Raw genomic sequence first — 20,282 nt, forward strand, 5'->3', positions numbered from 1 at the left:
CCGGCCGGTCCCCGTGGGTCAGCGCGGGCCGGTGGGGACCGCGGACGCCGGGTGGGCCGAGGAGGACGGGTGCGCGGTGAAGGAGGGCGCGAGGGACCACGCGGCCGGCACCGCCGAGGGCACCGGGCCGCCGACCGGACCGAGGTCGAGCACCATGCGGGTCGGCTGGAAGGCCTCCGCGTACCCGATGCGGGCCTGCGCACCCCAGTGCCGGGCGGAGGCGACGATCGCGTCGGGCTCGACCATCGCCGACCGCTCCACCTGCGAGGCGTGGGCGGCGAGGGCGGCCAGCTTGCCGCTGAGGTGCGCCGTGACGTCCACGTAGACCGTCGGCGTGAAGGTCAGCGTCGAGGGGCTCTGGTAGTGCAGCACCCGGGGCAGGCGGCGGGCCGCGCCCAGGGTGGCCGCCGCGACGGCGCGGTGGTCCTGGTGGCTGTCGTCGGGGGCGTGCACGTAGACGAGGTCGGCCGCCGTGGCCCGCAGCGCCTGCTCGATCCGGCGGATCGCCGCTGCGTCGGCCACGACCTCGCAGTCGCGCAGGCCGCCCCAGAGGAGGGTGGCGCCGAGGGTGGCGGCGGCCCGCTCCTGCTCGGCGCGGCGGCCGACCACCTGGGTGTCGTCGCCGGGGCCGTTCTCGCCGCCGGTCATCACGAGCACGGTCACCGTGTCACCGGCCGCGACGTGCGCCAGCAGGGCGCCGCCGCAGCCGAGCTCGACGTCGTCGGGGTGCGCCCCGATGGCGAGGACGCTGCGTCCCGTGCTCCGCGTGCCCGCGCCGTCCATCGCCGCCGTCCCGTCTGTCCGGGGCGGTCCTCCCGCCCGATGCCTCTCCATCGGCGGCCGGAGCCGCCCCCTCCACCGCGACGACCGGCACCTCCCCCGTCGGGGGGAGATCCGGTCGTGCACGATCGATCAGCCCGCGGCCGCCGCGGCGACGGGCTGCGCGCCGCGCTCACGGCGCCGGCGTGCGACCCACGCCGAGCCGCCGGCGACCGTGCCGGAGGCCACCAGGACGATGACCATCCCGAGGCCGTTGCCGTCGGCAGGCAGGGGAGTGGAGGACGGGCAGCGCGAGCTCGTGTCCCTGCGGGCGATGCCGTAGACCCCGAGGACCTGCCACTGCACCTCCTTCACCGACGCGGGCACGCGGACGGTGAAGACGGCCTGCCGCGTCCCCGCCTCGAAGCGCGTGGTCTGCTGCCCGTCGAAGGAGTCGGGGACCATGTCGTTGTTCCTGCCCCGGGCCACCGAGAACGCCGACGACGTGGTGTTCGTGTAGCCGAACGCCGCCGTCCAGGAACCGTCCTGCACCGGGGTGACGCAGGTGACCAGCGGCTTGACCCAGCCGTAGTGGGCGCTCGCCGCACCCGGGGTCCCGAGGACCACCGCGAGCGCGATCGCGGCCACCACTCCCAGCCGCGTCCCGCGTGACGCCCGGCGCCGTCCCGTCCCGCCTGCCATGTCGACGCCTCCCGATCGGGGCTCGCCCGGCCCCACCGGGAGGCCATCGGCCCGCGGCGGGCACGGGTGCAGGCGGTCTCCGGGCCCCTCACCCGGAGGAGGGGCCGGGGCGGTTCAGCCCGCCGCCGGCACCGCTGCGCGGACGGCGGACAGCGCCAGGACGGCGGCGGAGGGGAAGTCGCCGGCGACCGCCCAGGCGGCGGGGTCGTCGGGGGCGGCGGCGTACTCGCCCTGCCGCACGCGGATCGCCCGTGCGCCCACGGCGGCGGCGACGGCGACGTCCTTGCCCGGCCGGTCCCCGATGACGAGCACCCGGTCGGCGGGCACCCCGAGGCGGCCGGCCAGCACCCGCAGGCCCTCGGGGGACGGCTTGCGTGCCGCCCGGCCGCCGAGCGTGTCGGTGACCAGCACCTCGGTCAGGAGCGGCAGCAGGCCGGTCGCGGCGAGCTTGGCGGCCTGGATGGCGGGGTTGCCGTCGGTGAGGCAGCCGACGGGGACCACGTCGCCGAGGGCCGCCAGTGCCTCCGCGGCGCCCGGGTAGGGCGGGAGGGACGACGGCGCGTGGGCGGTGAAGGCGGCCACCAGCGGCGGCACCAGCCCGGGCAGGTCCCCGGCCGGCACGCCGGCGGCCAGCAGCGCACGGTCGACGGTGCCGCCGCGGTCGGAGCCGGCCGCCAGCTCGCGGACGAGCGCGGCGTGCACGCGGGCGCCGTCCAGGCCCGCCTCGGTGGCGGCGAGACCGACGTCGGCCGCCGCGCCGGCCAGGTAGGCGGCCTGCGGGTACAGCGTGTCGTCGAGGTCGACCACCACCGCCAGCGGCGGCGGGCCGTCCCAGGGCGGCGCGCTCGTCACCACGGCAGCCGGCCGTCGGTGAAGTCCGGCTCGTCGAGGGCCAGGAGCGCGTCGGTCGCCTCGTCGGCGAGCAGCGCGGCCACCCGGACACCGGTGGTGCCGTCGCCGTAGGGGCAGGGGAGGGCGGCCGCGCGGGCCTGTCCCTCCGCGCCGGTGTGGCGGACCGCGGCGGCGAGGACGGCGTCGGCGGCGGAGTCGTCGGCGAGACCGGCCAGGGTGGTGGTGCCGGCCTCGACGCCCTCCCACCGCGGGGTCGAGCCGCGCAGCACGACAACGGGCACCCCGAGGAACGCCGCCTCCTCCTGGATACCGCCGGAGTCGGTGACGGCGAGCCGCGCCGAGGCCAGGGCGGCCAGCAGGCTGTCGTAGCCGACCGGTCCGCTCAGGGTGATCGCCGGGTGGTCGAGCTCGCCACCCAGGCCGGTCGCGGCCAGCCGCGCGGCGGTGCGCGGGTGCACCGGGAAGGTCACCGGGCCGACGTCGTCGGCCAGCGCCCGGACGATCCCCACCAGCCGCTTCAGCCGCACCGGGTCGTCGACGTTGGTCGGACGGTGCGCGGTCACCAGGACGCCGCGACGTTCGGCCACCGGGACCGGGCGCACGCCCCGGGCCACCAGGGTGTCGACCACCGGGTTGCCGACGACGAACACCCGCTCGGCCGGCACCCCCTCGGCGGCCAGGAACGCCGCGGCCCGGCGCGTGGGCGCCAGGTGCAGGGCGGCGACGGCCGCGGCGACCCGCCGGTTGACCTCCTCGACGCTGCGCGGGTTGAGGCTGCGCAGCCCGGCCTCCAGGTGCGCGAACGGCACCCCGGCGCCGCGCGCGGCCAGGGCGTACGCGGGGACGGTGTGGGTGTCCCCGAGCGCCAGGACGACGTCGGGCCGGAACCGGGCGACCGCGCGCGCCGCGTCGGCGTGCAGCGCGCCGTACCGCGCGGCCGGGTCGTCGGCCGGCAGCCCGAAGCGCCAGGTGGGTGCCAGTCCGAGGGTCTCCTGCAGGCGGGTGGAGAGGTCGGGATCGGTGTGCTGGCCGGTGTCGACGACGTCGACCCGGTGTCCCGCGGCGGTCAGCGCCCGCACCACCGGTGCCAGCTTCACGACCTCGGGCCGGGTGCCGAAGGGCACCAGGACGTGCCGGGTGCGGGTCACGACCGCACCGCCGTCGCGACGCAGGGGTCGGCCACCGGGCTGCCGTCCTCGCCGCTGTAGGTCTCGGCGAAGTAGCGGCTCATCCGGACCCCGGGCGTGAACCACAGGTGCGGCAGGCGGGTGCCCGGCTCGCGGATGCCGGTCAGGTGGGCGCTGACCACGTCGGCGCCGGCGGCGAGGGTCAGCGGCAGCCCGCCGGAGAAGCGCGGGTTGATCTCGACGACGGTCGCCCGGCCGTCGTCGGCGACGAAGCCCTGGACGTTGGCCGGGCCGGTGAGCCGCACCGCCTCGAGGGCGGCGGCCACGACCGCGGTGACCTCGGTGGAGTCGAAGGTGGTGCCCTTCACCGAGATGCCGGCGCGGGTGTCGTCCCGCCAGCGCGGCACCACCGTGACCAGCTCGCCGTCGCGGCCCACCAGCGCGTCGGCGGTGAACTCGCGGCCCGACAACCGGGTCTGGGCCATGAGCGACGCGTCGGCACGCATCGCCCCGACGACCTCGGCCCGGGCGTCGAGTGCGCGCACGCCGCGGCTGCCCCGGCCGGAGCGGGGCTTGACCAGCCAGGGGCCGGGGACGGTGACGAGGCCGGCGGCGGTGTCGGTGGTCGCGGGGTGCGGCACGCCGGCGACGCGCATGGCGCGGGCGAAGGCCGCCTTGTCGCAGCAGACCTCGACGGCTTCCGGGTCGGGCAGCCAGGTGGCCACACCGGCCGCGGCGAGCCGGTCGGCACCCGCGGCGAGCGCGGGCAGCTCCTCGGCGACGGTGCCGATGAGCGCGTCGGCGCCGTGCGCTGTGGCCAGGGCCACGAGGGCGTCGACGAAGCGCACGTGGTCGGCGCGGGGGACGACGGCGCCGACGGTGGCCAGCGCCGCACCGGCGGCGGTCGCGTCGGCGTCCACCCCGACCACGCGGTGGCCCAGCGCCACCAGGCGGCGGACGACGGCGACCCCGGCCGGGCCGCCGGCGCCGGTGACGAGCACGGCGGGCCCCCCGGGACGCCCGTACCGATCGTCGGGGAGCGGGGGCACGGGTGCGGTGGGCCGGTTCGGCAGGGTCGAGGTCACCGGGGCGTCTCCGGGGGCGGGGGAGGAGTGGACGGGCGGGCGAAGCTGTGGGGCGCGGTGGAACGCGAGGCGGAAGGACGTCGCGCCGGTGCGGTCCCGGGCGGCCGGGTGGCCCCGGGTGCCGGCGGCACCGGGATCCGGGCGACCGCCACCGCGGCGCCGTCGTCCCTCGAGCCGTCGCCCCCGGAGCCGTCGTCCCCGGAGCCGTCGTCGGAGCCGTCGCCCCCGACCGGACCGTGCGGGGTGGCCGGGGGAACCGGGCGGGCCAGCAGCCAGCCCCGCGCCCACAGCCGCAGCGCGGTCACCCGGTGGTCGGTCACCGGCTCCCACTGCCGGGCGGCGACGGCGTCGGCGAGGGCGTCGAGGACGAGGGGGTCCACGTCGTAGGTGGCCACGGCGACCAGCGAGGCGCTGTGCGCGCCGAGGCCGTCGGCGGCGAGCTGGCGGACGCGCTCGGCCCGCCGGAGGGCCGGCAGGTGCCCGAGCCGGTAGTCCACGCGGGCGGCCTCCCGGCGGGCGGCCAGCCGGGCGGAGACCCGGCGCGGCAGGACGTGGCGGTGCAGCAGTCCGGTCACCGTCGTGCGGCGCCGGCGGACCGCGGCCTCCACCTCCTCGGTGGCGCGGTACCCCAGTCCCGGCCGGGCCCAGCTGTCGGGGCGGCGGGCGGTGTGCCGGCCGTCGACGTCCTGCTCGGCGCGCTCGGCGGCCGGGAGGGTCACCCAGACCATGACGAGGAAGCCGCCGAGGGTGGCGACCAGGTTCCACAGGGTGCCGACCCAGTCGTGGAAGAGGACCAGCGCCCCCTCGCCCCAGTGCAGGCCGGCCAGCGCGGACAGCAGCAGCCGGCCGTGGTTGAGCGCCACGACGGCGGCGACGGCGACCACCAGGCCGCCGAGCGCGTGCAGCTTGCGGCCACGCAGGATGACCGCCGTCAGGGCGACCAGGCCGAGGACCGACAGCACCGACGAGCACGATGCCGTCACGACCGCGTCGATGATCTCGTCGTCGCCGCGGAAGAGCAGCACGTGACCGGGCAGGACGCCGGAGGACCACGTGGGGTCGAGCCACCCGAGCACCAGGGCGACCGCGCGGGCCTCGAGCACCTGCAGAGGTCCCGAGAGGGTGGCGAAGCCGACGACGCAGATGACGGCGGCCAGCGCGAGGTCGAACAGGACCGGGAGCAGCCGCTGCGTCGTCCCCCGGGAGAGCCGTCGCCGGCCGACGGCGGGTGCGGTGGTCACCGGTCCTCCTCCGGGGGGAGCGCGAACGACCGCGGCCGCGGATCGCTCCCCGTCGTGCCGGCCCCGACGGGTGCGGGCGCGGCCGAGCGCGGCACCGTGGACGTGGCACCCGAGCGCGACGTCTTCACCCAGCTGTAGGGACGGCCGAGCATCCCGTCGACGTAGGCGCGGGAGGTGATCCAGATCGACAGCGCGAAGGCGGGCAGGAAGCCCAGCAGCCGCCAGGCCGAGCGGCGCTCCACGCGGCCCACGAGCAGGCCGACGCACAGCTCGGCGAGCGGGCCGATGAACAGCAGCATCGACAGCGGCAGCAGGCCCACGACCGGCAGGTCACCGACGCCCAGGGCCCGCAGCACGGTGAGCAGCAGACCCAGGCCGCTGAGCACCGGCACGTGGTAGACGCCGAGGAACAGCGTCGTCTCGACCTTCTCCAGCAGCGACAGGTGCGGTGAGCGCATGAGCGGGCGCCAGTAGTCGCGCAGGCACTTCTGGTGGCCCCGGGCCCAGCGGTACCGCTGCTTCCAGAAGCGGTGCGCGCTGACCACCGCCTCCTCGAAGTCGATGGCCGACACGTCGTAGCGCACCCGCTGGCCCATCAGCAGGATGCGCAGGGTCAGGTCGGTGTCCTCGGTGACCGTCTCGGGGTTCCAGCCGCCGAGCGCGCGCAGCGTCGAGGTCCGCACGGCGCAGTTGGCGCCGCCGTAGGCGGGCAGCTCGAAGAGCGCCTGTCGGCCGTACTCGTTGACGAGGTAGCCGGAGAGGTAGTCGACGAAGACGGTGTTGGCCATGGTGCTGTCCTGGCCGTTGCGGATGACGCAGCGGCCCATGACCGCACCGACGACCGGGTCGCGGAAGTGCCGCACCAGCCGGCGCAGCGCGGTCGGCTCGGGCTCGTGGTCGGCGTCGAAGACCAGCACGACCTCGGCGTCGACGAGGGCCAGCGCCTCGTTCAGGGCACCCGACTTGCCCCCTCCGGCGCCCGGCGGCCGGTGCAGCACGCGCAGCCGGGGGTCGCGGACCGACCAGGCGTCGAGCTTGGCGCCGGTCGCGTCGGCCGAGCCGTCGTCGACGACGACGAGGGTGAGCCGGTCGGAGGGGTAGTCCAGCGCCAGCAGCGCCGCGACCATGCCGTCGACGACGAGCTCCTCGTCCTTGCACCCGACGAGGACGGCGACCGTGGGGGTGTAGCTGTCCAGCCCGACGTCGGCGGCCAGCAGGTCCCGCTCGGCCCAGCGCGCCGCGGCGACGGCGAAGGCCAGGTGCCGGCAGAAGTAGACGCCGAAGACGACGTTGAGCGCGCCGGCGACGACGCCGAGGGTGGGGCCGACGCCGAAGAGCGCGAGCGCGGCACCGAGGACGAGGACGTAGGCGACGAGGACCAGCGGACGGCCCTCGGGACGGTCGGTGCCGGATGCCACGGATCCCTCCTCCCACGACGTGCGCGGCGGTGCGGCTGCGCCCCCTCGTCGCTGGATCGGCAGTCGCGCTGTCGTCCTGAAGTGGAAGCGCCCGGGCCGACACGGCCGACCCCGTCCTCCACAGGGGCCGCCTCCTCCACAGGTCCGTCGCGGGCGTGGAGCCGGTGCGGCGCGCGCGGCGAGGGTCGGGCCGCGCCCCGCGCCGGGGCCACCGACCCGAGGAGGACCCGCGATGACCACCGTCCCGCCCGAGACGACCCCTGCCGATCCGCTCGACACCGGGGCCGAGCCGCCCGGTGGCCGCGCGGGGCGTCGCGGCCCGGCGGCCCGGTGGGCGCTGCTGCACGCCGACCCCGAGGCCGGCATGAGCACCGCGGAGTACGCGGTCGGCACCGTGGCCGCCTGCGCGTTCGCCGCCGTGCTCTACCGGGTGGTGACCGGCGGGTCGGTCGTCACCGCCCTCGGCGACCTGGTGTCCTCGGCCCTCCAGGTGCTGTCCTGAGCCGCCGGCCCCGTCGGCGGGACGGCGAGGCGGGCATGGTCACGGCCGAGACGGCCGTCGTGCTGCCGGTCCTGCTCCTCGTGCTGGCGGCGGTCGTCGCGGCCGTCGTGGTGGTCGGGGCGCAGCTGCGCTGCGTCGACGCCGCGCGCGAGGGAGCCCGGGCCGCCGCCCGGGGCGAGGACGCGGCCACCGTGCAGGCCATGGTCGCGCAGGTCGCGCCCGAGGGAGCGGCCACCGCGGTCGCCGTCGGCGGCGGTGAGGTGCGGGTGACCGTGCGCGCCGAGGTCACGCCGCTGGGGCCGGTGCGCCTGGAGGTCGGCGTCGGGGCCACCGCGGTCGCCCGGCTCGAGCCCGGCGTCGCCGGGTGACCGCGCCCGAGCGGGGGTCGGCGACCGTGTGGACCGTCGCCCTGGCCGCGGTGCTGGCGGCCGTGGGGACCGCCGCCGTGCTCGTCGGTGCGGCGGCCGTCGCCCGCCACCGCGCCGGCACCGCGGCCGACCTCGCGGCGCTGGCGGCGGCCGCCCGGGCGTTGACCGGTGACCCGGCCGCCTGCACCGCCGCCGCCGAGGTCGCGCGGGACAACGGGGCCTCCCTGGCCGCCTGCGCCGTGGTCACGGGCGCGGTCGTCGAGGTGACCACCGAGGTGGGCGTCCGGCTGGGGCCGCTGGGCACCCGGAGCGCGCGGGCCACCGCGCGCGCCGGCCCCGTGCCGCCGGACGCGCTGCCCGCCGCCGGGGCCCTCTCAGAAGACCAGGTCGTCCTCGGCGGGCCGGACCGCCCGGTCGGCGTCCTCGACGGCTCCCCCGGGGGGCTCGCCGGTCCCCTCGGCCCGGGGCGCGACCTCGGCCGGCACCGCGGGGAGCACCTCGATCGCCCCGGTCCCGGCCTCGTCGGCCGCGGCCAGCTCGTCCAGGACGACGTCGAGCACCCGCACGGCGCCGGCCTTGTCCAGCGGGTCGTTGCCGTTGCCGCACTTGGGCGACTGCACGCACGAGGGGCAGCCGCTCTCGCACTCGCAGCTGGCCACGGTGGCGCGGGTGGCGCGCAGCCAGCGCCGCAGGGCCGCGAAGCCCCGCTCGGCGAAGCCGGCGCCACCGGGGTGCCCGTCGTAGACGAACACCGTGGCGGTGCCGGTGTCGGGGTGCAGCGCCGTCGACAGCCCGCCGAGGTCCCAGCGGTCGCAGGTGGCCAGCAGCGGCAGGATGCCGATGGCGGCGTGCTCGGCCGCGTGCAGCGACCCGGGCAGCGACAGGTCGTCGACGGCGGCGCGCGCCACCGCGTCGGCGTCGAGGGTGAGCCAGACGGCGCGGGTGCGCAGCTGGCGCGCGGGCAGGTCGAGCGGGAACTCGGCGAGCACCTCACCGGTGCCGGCCCGCCGCCGCTGGTAGGCGACCACCTGGTTGGTGACGTCCACGACGCCGGTGTGCGCCGTGACCGTGCCCAGCCGGCGGACGTGGTCGGTGGCGACGATGCCGAGGTCGGTCACGTCGCGTGCGACGGTGGTCCACTCCGGGCTGTCGGCGTGCACGACGGCGCAGGCGTCCTCGAGGTCGAGCTCGTCGACGACGAACGTCTCGCCCCGGTGCACGTAGAGGGCGCCGGTGTGCACGGTCGCGTGCGCCGCGCCGCCGTCGACGGTGCCCAGCAGCCGCCCGGTGCCCGCCTCGATGATCGCCACCGGCTCGCCACCACTGCCGCGGATGTCGACGTCGGGGCGCCCGCGGCCGGCCCAGTACCAGCCGGCGGGCCGGCGCCGGAGCTGACCGGCCGCGACCAGCTCGTCGAGCCGGGCCTCGGCCACGGCGCCGCCGAAGTCGGGGAGGTCGGCCGGGGTCAGCGGCAGCTCGGCCGCCGCGCAGCACAGCTGCGGGCCGAGCACGTAGGGGTTGGCCGGGTCGGTGACGGTGGCCTCGACGGGCCGCCCGAAGACCGCCCGCGGGTGGTGCGCCAGGTAGTGGTCCAGCGGGTCGTCCCGGGCGACGAAGACCACGAGCGACTCCCGCTGCGCCCGCCCGGCGCGACCGGCCTGCTGCCACAGCGAGGCCAGGGTGCCCGGGTAGCCGGCCAGCACCACCGCGTCGAGGCCGGCGATGTCGATGCCGAGCTCGAGCGCGTTCGTGGTGGCCACGCCGAGCAGCTCCCCGGACGACAGCGCCCGCTCCAGCTCCCGGCGCTCCTCGGGCAGGTACCCGCCGCGGTAGGAGTCCACCTGCCGGACCAGGTCGGTGCGGCCGCGGTCGGCCAGCAGGCGGCGGGCCTGCTCGGCGACGGACTCGGCGCTGCGCCGCGACCGGACGAACGCGAGCGTCCGGGCGCCGCGCTCGATCAGGTCGGCCAGCAGCCCCGCGGCGTCCGCGGCCGCGGACCGCCGCAGCGGGGCGCCGTGCTCGCCGGTCCGCTCGGTCAGCGGCGGTTCCCACAGCGCGAAGGTCGCACCGGGTCGGGGTGACCCGTCGTCGGTCACCGCCACGACCGGCGCGCCGACCAGCCGGGTGGCGGCCACGGCCGGCTCGGCCACCGTGGCCGACGCGAGCACGAACACCGGGTCGGCGCCGTAGCGGCGGCAGATGCGGCGCAGCCGGCGCAGGACGTGGCCGACGTGGGAGCCGAAGACCCCCCGGTAGGCGTGGCACTCGTCGATCACGACGTAGGCCAGCCGGCGCAGCGTCGAGGACCACCGCTGGTGGGCGGGCAGGACGCCGCGGTGGAGCATGTCCGGGTTCGTGACGATCCACCGCGAGTGACGGCGCACCCAGTCCCGCTCCTCGCCCGGGGTGTCGCCGTCGTAGGCCGCCGGGCGCACCGACGGGTCGGCCAGCGCGGCCACCGACGCGAGCTGGTCGCGGGCCAGGGCCTTGGTCGGCGCGAGGTAGAGGACGCAGGCGCGCTGGTCCTCGGCGAGGCGCGTCAGCGCGGGCAGCTGGTAGGCCAGCGACTTCCCCGACGCCGTGCCCGTGGCGACCACGACGGAGGTGCCGTCGTGGGCCAGCTGCGCCGCCTCCACCTGGTGCCGCCAGGGGTCGGTCACGCCCTGGGCCTCCAGGCGCGCACGCAGGGCCGGGTCGACCCAGTCCGGCCACGGCAGCGTCCGCGCGCCCCGCACCGGCAGGTGGTGCACGTGGGTGACGGGGTGCTCCTCCTCGGGGGTCCCGGCGAGCAGGTCCTCGAGCAGCTCGGTGCCGGGCAGCACGCCCCGGGGCCGCGCAGGTCCGGAGCCCGTGCCCGACCCGTGCCCGGCAGCCGCCGCGTGCGCCTGCGCGGTGGCAGCGGCGGCACCTGGGCGCTCGCCCCCTGGGGTCTCCTCGCGGCCGGGTGGGGGAGCAGCCGGCCGGACCGGGTGGAGCGCGGTCACCCCTCCACTGTCACACCGGTGGCAACCCACCGTCCCGCCGCGGTGTCAGCGCGGGACCAGAGAGTGCGGAAGACGGGGTTCCGCACCGTGTGATCTCCGTTACATTGGCGCGGCGTCAGCGGGCGGCTCGTCCATCCGCCGGCGCTCTCCGCCGACCGGGGACGCGAGGCCGCCCGGCGGCAACCACCGCTGGGAGGTACCGATGCCGGACAGTTCTCTCTCCGGCGGGGACGTCGTCCTCGTCACGGCAGCCCTCGTCGTCTCGCTGGCCGCCCTCGTCTTCGCCGCCTCACTGGTGCGTGCGGTACTCGCCGCCGACCAGGGGACGGCGAAGATGCGCGAGATCGCCCTGGCCGTCCAGGAGGGAGCCGGCGCCTACCTGCGGCGGCAGTTCCGCACCCTCGCGGTCTTCGCCGTCATCGTCTTCCTGCTGCTCCTCGTCCTCCCGGTCGCCGACGGCGGATGGGGCACCCGGATCGCCCGGGCGGTCTTCTTCCTCGTCGGGGCGCTGTTCTCCGCCGCCGTCGGGTTCATCGGGATGACCCTGGCCACCCGCGGCAACGTGCGGGTCGCCGCGGCCGCGCAGGCAGGCGGCTACCGGCCGGCCTTCCGGATCGCGTACCGCACCGGTGGCGTCTGCGGGATGATCACCGTCGGTCTCGGCCTGTTCGGCGCCTCCCTGGCGCTGCTGCTCTTCGACGACACCGCGCCGGTGGTCCTCGAGGGCTTCGCGTTCGGCGGCGCCCTGCTGGCGATGTTCATGCGCGTCGGCGGCGGCATCTTCACCAAGGCCGCCGACGTCGGCGCCGACCTCGTCGGCAAGGTCGAGGCCGGCATCCCCGAGGACGACCCCCGCAACGCTGCCACCATCGCCGACAACGTCGGTGACAACGTCGGCGACTGCGCGGGCATGGCCGCCGACCTGTTCGAGTCCTACGCGGTGACCCTGGTCGCCGCACTGATCCTCGGGCAGGTCTTCTTCGGCGCCGACGGGATGGTCTTCCCGATCGTCGTGGCCGCCATCGGCGTGCTGGCCTCGATCGTCGGCATCCTCGCCAGCAACCCCGGCAAGAGCGACGCGAGCGGCCTGGCTCCCATCAACCGCGGCTTCTTCACCTCCGCGGTGGTCTCCCTGGTGCTCGTCGCCGCCGCGGCGTTCACCGTCCTGCCCAGCGTGGCCGACGTCCCCGACTCGGTGGTCAACCCGCAGGTGCTCGGCTTCGTCTCGGTCGTCATCGGGATCGTGCTCGCGGCCGCCATCCAGCAGCTCACCGGCTACTTCACCGAGACCACCCGCAAGCCGGTCCGCGACGTCGGCCAGAGCTCGCTGACCGGGCCCGCCACGGTCGTGCTGTCGGGCATCTCGCTGGGCCTGGAGTCGGCCGTCTACGCGGCGCTGCTGATCGGCGGCGCCGTCTACGGCGCCTTCCTCATCGGCGGGGGCGCGGCCCTGTACGCCGTCGCGCTCGCCGGCTGTGGGCTGCTCACCACCGCCGGGGTCATCGTCTCGATGGACACCTTCGGCCCGGTCAGCGACAACGCCCAGGGCATCGCCGAGATGTCCGGCGACATCGACGAGGCCGGCGCCCGGGTGCTGACCGACCTCGACGCCGTCGGCAACACCACCAAGGCGATCACCAAGGGCATCGCGATCGCGACCGCCGTCCTGGCGGCCACGGCGCTGTTCGGCTCCTACAACGAGCAGGTGCGTACGGCCCTCGGTGACGTCGACCTCGCGCAGTCGTTCAGCCTGGTCGAGCCGGACAACGTCGTCGGCGCCATCATCGGCGCGGCGGTCGTGTTCCTGTTCTCCGGTCTGGCGATCAGTGCCGTCTCCCGCGCCGCCGGACGGGTCGTGTTCGAGGTCCGGGAGCAGTTCCGCACCCGGCCCGGGATCATGGACTTCTCGGAGCGGCCGGACTACTCCGCCGTCGTCGACATCTGCACCAAGGACTCGCTGCGCGAACTGGCGACGCCGGGCCTGCTCGCCGTCCTCGCCCCCGTGGCGGTCGGCTTCGGACTCGGCTTCGGCCCGCTGGCGGCCTACCTCGTCGGCGCCATCGCGACCGGCACCCTCATGGCCGTCTTCCTCGCCAACTCCGGCGGGGCCTGGGACAACGCCAAGAAGATGGTCGAGGACGGCGCCTACGGCGGGAAGGGCAGCGAGGCGCACGCGGCCACGGTCATCGGCGACACCGTGGGCGACCCGTTCAAGGACACCGCGGGCCCGGCGATCAACCCGCTGCTCAAGGTCATGAACCTGGTCGCCCTCCTCATCGCCCCAGCGGTGGTCAGCCTCTCGGTCGGCGATGACGCCAACACCACCGTCCGGCTGCTCATCGCCGGCGCGGCGACGCTGGTCGTCGTGGGCGCCGTGGTCGTCTCCAAGCGGCGCTCCGTGGTCGTCGGCGGCTCCACCGAGGAGACGGCGGGCACGCTCACCACCTCCGCTCCCTGACCCACCTGCACGCCGGCCGTCCACACGACGCGAGCCTCCGCCCGGTCCCGCCGGGCGGAGGCCCGCGGCCGTGGGCTGTGGACGGCTGCGCGGCTGTGGACGACGCGGCGGGCCGCATCGCCCCTCGCCCCTAGCGTCCGGCGCGCCGGTCCGACCCGCGGCCCGGCACCGACGCCGGGAGGGGCCGTGTCCGTCCAGATCGCCATCCAGCTCGACGCCGTCCGGGCCCTGGGCGAGGAGCTGGCCGCCCTCGCCACCGAGCTGTCCGCCGACACGGACCTGTGCGCCTCCTCGGCGGCCTCCCTGGCCACCGCCGCGCCGGGGGAGGTCTCCGACCGGGCCGGGGCGACCGGCCGCAGCTGGGCGACCCTGGTGGCCGACCTCGTGGCGGGCGCCGACGCGGCCTCGACAACTCTGCTGGCCGCCGTGCACTCCTACCGCCTCGCCGACGCCGCCGTCTCCGACCGGCTCCTCGCCGCCCGGGCCGGGGCGCCGGCATGAGCGCGCCGGGCCTGACCACCGTCGCCGCCTGGGATCCCCCGCTGCTCGACGGTGCGGTGTACACGCTCGAGGCGGTGACCGAGCGGCTGCCGTCCTGGCGGGCCCGGATGGACGCGGTCGCGCGCTCGCTGGCCGACGCCGAGTGCTGGTCGGGTCCGGCGGCGTCGGTCGCCGCCACCGCCCTGGGCGAGGTGTCGGCGGTGGTGACGGCGGTGACCGGCGCGCTGGGGAACTCCCTCGACCGGCTGTGGGAGACCGCCCGCGAGGTCCGCACCGCGCAGGAGCTGGCCGGACAGGCGCTGGCGGCGGCCGCTGCCTCGGGGCTGACGTTCGACGGGTCCGGCGGCGTGGTCGCCCCGCCGCCCGCGCCGGCGCCTGCCGACGCCACCTCCGCGCAGCTGGAGGACCACTACACCGAGCTGGCGGAACGGGCGGCGGCCACCGAGCGGGTGGCGGCCCTGGCCGCCGACGCGATGCGCGCGGCCGCCCGGGCCGCGGCCGCTGCCGCGGAGTCCGCCGACCCGCTCGCCGCGCTCGGTGGCACCGGCGGTGTCCGTCCGGCCGGCTTCGCCGGTCTGGCGGCGCTCGTGGGCGCGGCCGGACTGCTCTCCTCGCGTCCGGTACCCCCACCGCCGGACACGGCTCCGGACGAGGTCGCCTCGTGGTGGACGGGTCTGTCGGGGCCCGCCCAGGACGACCTGCTGGGATCCTCGCCGGCCGCACTCGGCGGGCTCGACGGCCTGCCCGCGTGGGCGCGTGACCGTGCCAACCGCCTCGTGCTCGAGCGCGTCCTGGCCGATGCCCCGTGGGAGCAGCAGGTGGGCGCACAGGCCGTCGCTGCCGAGATCAGGGCAGAGGAGGCGGCCGGCCGGCCCGTGCAGCTGTGGGTGTACGACCCGGCCGGTGACCTCGCCGCACTCGCCTACGGCGACCTCGACACGGCGGACGACGTCGGGGTGCTGGTGCCCGGTGTGAACAACACCGTCGCCGGCGACCTGCACGCCCTGGGAGACGACGCACGGACGGTCGCGGACGCCGCCCTCGCCGCCGCGCCCGCGGCGTCCGTCGCGACCGTCGCCTGGCTCGGCTACCGCCCGCCGGTGGGGGCCGGCCTCCGGCAGGCACTCGGCCGTTCGACGGCGACAGCGGGTGGGGTGGCCCTGGCCGGTGACCTCGCCGGGCTGGCGGCCGCGCGGTCGGCGACCGGCGTGGGGCGTGCCGCCGATCCCCGGGTGACCGTCCTGGCGCACAGCTACGGCACCGTGGTCCTCGACGAGGCCGGTGACCTGCCGGGGAGGCTGCCCGTCGACGCCGTCGTGCTCTCGGGGAGTCCGGGGATCGAGGAGGCGCACGCGTCGGACCTCGAGGCGGACGAGGTCTACACGGCGTGGTCGCCGGCGGACCCGATCGCCTGGTCCGGGTGGCACGGCGACCCCCCGTGGCTGCGGCAGTTCGGGGCGACGCCGCTCCCCGTCGACCCCGACACCCTGCACTGGCAGTACTACGACCCGGACCGGCCGACGGCGGCCGCCATGGGGGAGGTGGTCGTCGCCGCCCGGGAGGCCGACTGACGGCGCTGGCCGGGCCGGGAACAGCGGCGGGACTGCGCCGTTGGACGCGGTGACGGCGCGCCACCCGGGGTCGCCAGCCGGTCGCGTTCCGCGGTCGTGGCCTACCGTGGCCCGCCGAGGGGGCGCACCGGGTGCCGAGAGCGCACCGCGTCACCGCGTTCCCCGCACCACCGACAGGAGCACCGTGCCCACGAAGACCACGAAGAACGGCGAGAGCTCCGGCCGCACGGCCGGCGGTACCAGCACGCCCGCGCGCCGCCGGACCGCCGCCACCGGAGGCGGCCGTCCGCTGGTCATCGTGGAGTCACCCACCAAGGCCGGGAAGATCGCCGGCTACCTCGGCAACGGCTACGTCGTCGAGGCCAGCGTCGGGCACATCCGCGACCTGCCGCGCAACGCCGCCGACGTCCCGGCCGAGCACAAGGGCGCGCCGTGGGCCCGCCTCGGCGTCGACGTCGACAACTCCTTCGAGCCGCTCTACGTGGTCAGCCCGGACCGCCGACAGCAGGTCAGCCGGCTCAAGCAGCTGGTCAAGGACGCCAGCGAGGTCTTCCTCGCCACCGACGAGGACCGCGAGGGCGAGGCCATCGCCTGGCACCTGGTGGACACCCTCAAGCCGCGGGTCCCGGTGCGCCGGATGGTGTTCCACGAGATCACCCCGGAGGCCATCGCCCGCGCCGTGGCCAACCCGCGCGAGCTCGACACCGCGCTGGTCGACGCGCAGGAGACCCGCCGCATCCTCGACCGGCTGTACGGCTACGAGGTCAGCCCGGTGCTGTGGAAGAAGGTCCTCCCCAAGCTCTCGGCCGGCCGCGTCCAGTCGGTGGCCACCCGGATCGTCGTCGAGCGCGAGCGCGAGCGGATGGCGTTCACCGCGGCCGACTACTGGTCCCTCGACGGCGTCTTCGCCGTCCCCGGCAGGAGCGGCACCGGCAGGGCCGGCGCCGACGACGGCGAGCCGACCACGCTGCGCGCCCGGCTGGTCAGCGTCGACGACAGCCGCGTGGCCACCGGCCGCGACTTCGACCCCGCCACCGGCCGGGTCACCGGCGACGTCGTCCACCTCGACGAGGCCGGCGCGCGCGGGCTGGCCGCCCGGCTCGAGGGCCGTCAGGTCACGGTCAGCCGGGTGGACGAGAAGCCCTACCGGCGGCGCCCCTACGCGCCGTTCATCACCTCGACCCTGCAGATGGAGGCCGGCCGCAAGCTCGGCTGGTCGTCGGCACAGGTCATGCGGGTGGCCCAGCGGCTGTACGAGAACGGCCACATCACCTACATGCGGACCGACTCGACCAACCTGTCCAACGAGGCGATCAACGCCGCCCGCACCCAGGCCCGCGAGCTCTACGGCGACGCCTACGTCCCCGCGGAGGCCCGCCGCTACAGCAAGAAGGTGAAGGGCGCGCAGGAGGCGCACGAGGCGATCCGCCCGGCCGGCGACTCCTTCCGCACGCCCGGCCAGCTCGCCGGTCAGCTCGCGCGGGACGAGTTCCGCCTCTACGAGCTGATCTGGCAGCGGACCGTCGCCTCCCAGATGGCCGACGCCGTGGGACAGACGGTGACCATCCGGCTGGCCGGCCGCAGCACCACCGACGAGCGGGTCGAGTTCACCGCCAGCGGCCGCACGATCACCTTCCCCGGCTTCCTGCGGGCCTACGTCGAGTCCCGCGACGAGGCCACCGGCGACGACGACCACGGCAGCGACGACGCCGAGCGCCGGCTGCCGCGCGTCGAGCGGGGCCAGGTGCTCGACACCCGCGAGCTCGAGCCGAAGGGCCACACCACGAGCCCGCCCGCGCGCTACACCGAGCCCAGCCTGGTCGCCCGGCTGCAGGACCTCAACATCGGCCGCCCGTCGACCTACGCGTCGATCATGCAGACGATCCAGGACCGCGGGTACGTCTGGAAGAAGGGCTCCGCGCTGGTGCCCTCCTTCGTCGCCTTCGCGGTGGTGAACCTCCTCGAGCAGCACTTCGCCGCGCTCGTCGACTACGACTTCACCGCGCTGCTGGAGACCGAGCTGGACGAGATCGCCAGCGGGTCGCTGGGCCGCGTCGACTGGCTGACCGAGTTCTACTTCGGCGGCGAGGGCCGCCACGCCGGCGGCATCGCGGCCTCCGGCGGCCTGAAGACCGTCATCGGCCAGCAGCTGGAGGAGATCGACGCCCGCGGGGTCAACTCCATCCCGCTGCGCGCGACGGGGCCGCACGGCGAGCCGGTCGTCGTCCGGGTGGGCCGCTACGGGCCCTACCTGCAGGCCGGTGGCGAGGACGGCGCACGGGTCAGCATCCCCGAGGACCTCGCGCCCGACGAGCTGACCGACGAGAAGGTCGCCGAGCTGCTCGCGGCACCCTCGGGTGACCGGGGGCTGGGCACGGACCCGGAGTCCGGCCACCCGGTGGTGGTCAAGGCCGGCCGCTACGGCCCCTACGTCACCACCGTCGTCCCCGAGGGCAGCAAGGAGGCCCCCCGGACGGCGAGCCTGCTGAGCACGATGTCGCCGGAGACGGTGACCCTCGACGACGCGCTGCGGCTGCTCACCCTCCCGCGGACCGTCGGCACCGCGCCCGACGGCGAGGAGATCCAGGCGCTCAACGGCCGCTACGGGCCCTACCTGAAGAAGGGCACCGACTCCCGGTCGCTGGAGAACGAGGAGCGGCTGTTCACCGTCACCCTCGAGGAGGCGCTGGCGGTCTTCGCCCAACCCAAGCAGCGGGGCCGGCGGGCCGCGGCCGCGCCGCTCAAGGAGCTGGGCCCCGACCCGGTGACGCAGGGCCAGATCACCGTCCGCGAGGGCCGCTTCGGCCCCTACGTCACCGACGGCGAGACCAACGCCAGCCTGCGCAAGGGCGACGACGTCGAGACCATCTCCCTCGACCGCGCCGCCGAGCTCCTGGCCGACCGGCGCACCCGCCCGGCCGCGACCAAGAAGAAGGCGGTCAAGAAGCCGGCGGCCAAGAAGACCACCGCCGCGAAGACCACCGCCGCGAAGAAGACGACCGCCGCGAAGAAGACGACGAAGACCACGGTGAGGAAGACCACCGCGACGAAGGCGACGGCGGCCGACGCCGTCCCCGCGAGCTGACGCCGGCCGTGGCCGGCCCGCCCGACCCCGCCGACTGGCAGCAGCGGCGGACGTCGTTCGGGTCGGTCGCGGCCGGCTACGCCGCGCACCGGCCGGACTACCCGGCCGACGCCGTGGCCCTCCTGCTCGGCGAGCGGCCGCTGCGCGTGCTCGACCTCGGCGCGGGTACCGGCCTGCTCACCGACGCCCTGCTCACCGCCGGGCACGAGGTGGTCGCCGTCGACCCGTCGCCGCAGATGCTCGACCAGCTCCGCGCCCGCCACTCCGGGGTGCCGGTGCACGTCGGTGGCGCGGAGGCCGTCCCGCTGCCCGACGCCGACGTCGACGCCGTGGTCGCCGGCCAGGCGGCGCACTGGTTCGACCCCGGGCCGGCCGCGACCGAGCTGCGCCGCGTGCTGCGCCCCGGCGGGGTCGTCGGGTTCGTGTGGAACGTGCGCGACGAGCGGGTGCCGTGGGTGGCCGCCCTCGGCGCCGCGCTGGCCGCCGAGGCGCGCGGGCACGAGGCCGACCAGGGCGTCGTGACGGCCTTCGCCGCCGCGCTGCCGGCCGACGTCGCGACCGCCGGGTCGGCGACCGTGCAGCGGGTCACGCCCGAGCAGGTCGTCGCCGGCATCGGCACCCGCAGCTACGTGGCCACCATGACCCCCGACGCCCGCGCCGCCTTCCTCGACGGCATCCGCGACCTGCTCGCCACCCACCCCGACACGGCCGGCCGTGAGGTCCTCGACCTGCCGTACCGCACCGACGCCCACCGGCTCACCCCGCGCTGACCGGCCGGGCGCCCACCGCGAACACGCGGCGGAACGGCAGCACGGTCGAGCCGTCCGGTCGCGCCGGGTAGGCCTCTCGCAGCGCCGCGGCGTACTCCGCGGTGAAGGCGGCCGCGTCGTCCCCGAGCCGAGCGAGCACCGGCCGCAGGACGGTGCTGCGCACCCAGGTCAGCACCGGGTCGGGGCCGCGCAGCACGTGCAGGTAGGTGGTCTCCCAGACGTCGGCGGCCAGCCCCGCCGCCGTCAGCACGTCGAGGTAGGCGTCGGGCTCGGGGACGGCGTCGGGCGGGGGAGCGGCGTCCGCCAGGCGGCCGGCCCACTCCGGTGACGTGCACAGGCCGGCCAGCAGGCGGTGCGTCGGCGCCCGGGAGTTGCCGGGCACCTGCACCGCCAGCCGGCCGCCGGGCGCGAGGTGCCCGGCCCAGCGCGCCAGCAGGCCGAGGTGTCCGGGCACCCAGTGCAGGACGGCGTTGGAGACGACGACGTCGACCGGGCCGTCCGGCCGCCAGTCGCGGACGTCGCCGAGCACGAACGCCACCCGCCCGTCGACGGCGTGCGCGGCGGCCGCGGCCAGCATCTCGGGCGAGGAGTCGACCCCCGTCACCCGAGCCCCCGGCCAGCGCTCGGCGAGCGAGGCGGTCAGCGCGCCCTCCCCGCAGCCGAGGTCGACGACGACCCGCGGGTCCGGCGCGTCCACGCGGGCCAGCAGGTCGGCGAACGGCCGCGCCCGCTCGCCGGCGTAGCGCAGGTAGGTCGCGGGGTCCCAGGAGCCGGCCACGGTGCCGACCGTAGGGCCGCCGGAGCCCGGGAGGGTCGTCCCCGGCCGGTACCGTGGTCCGGCCGCACACACCCGCCGAGC

General features: G+C 76.7%; 16 protein-coding genes and 1 pseudogene. 8 read left to right on the forward strand and 9 right to left on the reverse strand.

Annotated features, from left to right (window positions below; translation table 11 throughout):
* Positions 1 to 18: 18 nt before the first annotated feature.
* The 7 genes from BM165_RS07940 to BM165_RS07970 all read right to left on the reverse strand — a co-directional run bounded on the left by BM165_RS07940 (position 19) and on the right by BM165_RS07970 (position 7,184).
* The gene (locus tag BM165_RS07940; protein ID WP_075012958.1) at positions 19 to 783 is read right to left on the reverse strand and encodes a PIG-L deacetylase family protein; all 765 of its coding nucleotides are present in this window, start codon (positions 781 to 783) and stop codon (positions 19 to 21) included.
* 129 nt (positions 784 to 912) lie between these two features.
* Complete coding sequence (locus BM165_RS07945) at positions 913 to 1,407, reverse strand: hypothetical protein (RefSeq protein WP_143108078.1); 495 nt, start codon at positions 1,405 to 1,407, stop codon at positions 913 to 915.
* A gap of 168 nt (positions 1,408 to 1,575) precedes the next feature.
* Positions 1,576 to 2,313 (reverse strand): HAD family hydrolase, encoded by a 738-nt coding sequence (locus BM165_RS07950; protein WP_075013106.1) that lies wholly within the window; start codon positions 2,311 to 2,313, stop codon positions 1,576 to 1,578.
* On the reverse strand, positions 2,310 to 3,461 hold the full coding sequence (gene wecB, locus BM165_RS07955; protein WP_075012960.1) for a non-hydrolyzing UDP-N-acetylglucosamine 2-epimerase: 1,152 nt from the start codon (positions 3,459 to 3,461) through the stop codon (positions 2,310 to 2,312). Before wecB ends, BM165_RS07950 begins: the two co-directional genes overlap by 4 nt.
* Positions 3,458 to 4,525: an ATP-grasp domain-containing protein gene (locus tag BM165_RS07960; protein WP_075012961.1), complete on the reverse strand. Its 1,068-nt coding sequence runs from the start codon at positions 4,523 to 4,525 to the stop codon at positions 3,458 to 3,460. The genes wecB and BM165_RS07960 overlap by 4 nt, the downstream gene beginning before the upstream one ends.
* Positions 4,522 to 5,766 carry an exosortase/archaeosortase family protein gene (locus tag BM165_RS26030; protein ID WP_075012962.1) on the reverse strand — a complete coding sequence of 415 codons (1,245 nt, stop codon included), beginning with the start codon at positions 5,764 to 5,766 and terminating at the stop codon, positions 4,522 to 4,524. Before BM165_RS26030 ends, BM165_RS07960 begins: the two co-directional genes overlap by 4 nt.
* On the reverse strand, positions 5,763 to 7,184 hold the full coding sequence (locus tag BM165_RS07970; RefSeq protein WP_075012963.1) for a glycosyltransferase family 2 protein: 1,422 nt from the start codon (positions 7,182 to 7,184) through the stop codon (positions 5,763 to 5,765). Before BM165_RS07970 ends, BM165_RS26030 begins: the two co-directional genes overlap by 4 nt.
* Before the next feature lie 232 nt (positions 7,185 to 7,416).
* On the opposite strand from BM165_RS07970, the gene BM165_RS23785 reads away from it, so the two are divergent.
* The 3 genes and pseudogenes from BM165_RS23785 to BM165_RS26290 form a co-directional block, all read left to right on the forward strand.
* Positions 7,417 to 7,686: a DUF4244 domain-containing protein gene (locus tag BM165_RS23785; protein WP_083427157.1), complete on the forward strand. Its 270-nt coding sequence runs from the start codon at positions 7,417 to 7,419 to the stop codon at positions 7,684 to 7,686.
* A gap of 35 nt (positions 7,687 to 7,721) precedes the next feature.
* Positions 7,722 to 8,054 carry a TadE family type IV pilus minor pilin gene (locus tag BM165_RS07980; protein WP_083427158.1) on the forward strand — a complete coding sequence of 111 codons (333 nt, stop codon included), beginning with the start codon at positions 7,722 to 7,724 and terminating at the stop codon, positions 8,052 to 8,054.
* A pseudogene (locus BM165_RS26290) lies at positions 8,051 to 8,380 on the forward strand (Rv3654c family TadE-like protein); the annotation flags it as partial. The gene BM165_RS07980 and the pseudogene BM165_RS26290, both read left to right, overlap by 4 nt.
* Before the next feature lie 48 nt (positions 8,381 to 8,428).
* On the opposite strand, the gene BM165_RS07990 reads toward BM165_RS26290, so the two are convergent.
* On the reverse strand, positions 8,429 to 10,876 hold the full coding sequence (locus tag BM165_RS07990; RefSeq protein WP_075012964.1) for a DEAD/DEAH box helicase: 2,448 nt from the start codon (positions 10,874 to 10,876) through the stop codon (positions 8,429 to 8,431).
* Positions 10,877 to 11,240: 364 nt separating this feature from the next.
* Here BM165_RS07990 and BM165_RS07995 point away from each other — a divergent pair, with 364 nt between their 5' ends.
* The 5 genes from BM165_RS07995 to BM165_RS08015 all read left to right on the forward strand — a co-directional run bounded on the left by BM165_RS07995 (position 11,241) and on the right by BM165_RS08015 (position 19,423).
* Positions 11,241 to 13,496 (forward strand): sodium-translocating pyrophosphatase, encoded by a 2,256-nt coding sequence (locus BM165_RS07995; RefSeq protein ID WP_075012965.1) that lies wholly within the window; start codon positions 11,241 to 11,243, stop codon positions 13,494 to 13,496.
* A 186-nt stretch (positions 13,497 to 13,682) separates the two neighbouring features.
* Positions 13,683 to 13,997 (forward strand): hypothetical protein, encoded by a 315-nt coding sequence (locus BM165_RS08000; RefSeq protein WP_075012966.1) that lies wholly within the window; start codon positions 13,683 to 13,685, stop codon positions 13,995 to 13,997.
* A complete protein-coding gene (locus tag BM165_RS08005) occupies positions 13,994 to 15,568 on the forward strand; it encodes an alpha/beta hydrolase (protein WP_075012967.1) in 1,575 nt (524 codons plus the stop codon). Before BM165_RS08000 ends, BM165_RS08005 begins: the two co-directional genes overlap by 4 nt.
* A gap of 184 nt (positions 15,569 to 15,752) precedes the next feature.
* On the forward strand, positions 15,753 to 18,653 hold the full coding sequence (topA, locus tag BM165_RS08010) for a type I DNA topoisomerase (RefSeq protein ID WP_075012968.1): 2,901 nt from the start codon (positions 15,753 to 15,755) through the stop codon (positions 18,651 to 18,653).
* Positions 18,654 to 18,661: 8 nt separating this feature from the next.
* Positions 18,662 to 19,423: a class I SAM-dependent methyltransferase gene (locus tag BM165_RS08015; protein ID WP_075012969.1), complete on the forward strand. Its 762-nt coding sequence runs from the start codon at positions 18,662 to 18,664 to the stop codon at positions 19,421 to 19,423.
* On the opposite strand, the gene BM165_RS08020 is transcribed toward BM165_RS08015, so the two are convergent.
* Complete coding sequence (locus tag BM165_RS08020; protein ID WP_075012970.1) at positions 19,410 to 20,201, reverse strand: trans-aconitate 2-methyltransferase; 792 nt, start codon at positions 20,199 to 20,201, stop codon at positions 19,410 to 19,412. The genes BM165_RS08015 and BM165_RS08020 overlap by 14 nt on opposite strands.
* Positions 20,202 to 20,282: the final 81 nt, after the last annotated feature.

The sequence above is a fragment of the Geodermatophilus obscurus genome (genome assembly GCF_900115395.1).
GTDB classification, from domain to species: Bacteria; Actinomycetota; Actinomycetes; order Mycobacteriales; family Geodermatophilaceae; genus Geodermatophilus; species Geodermatophilus obscurus_B.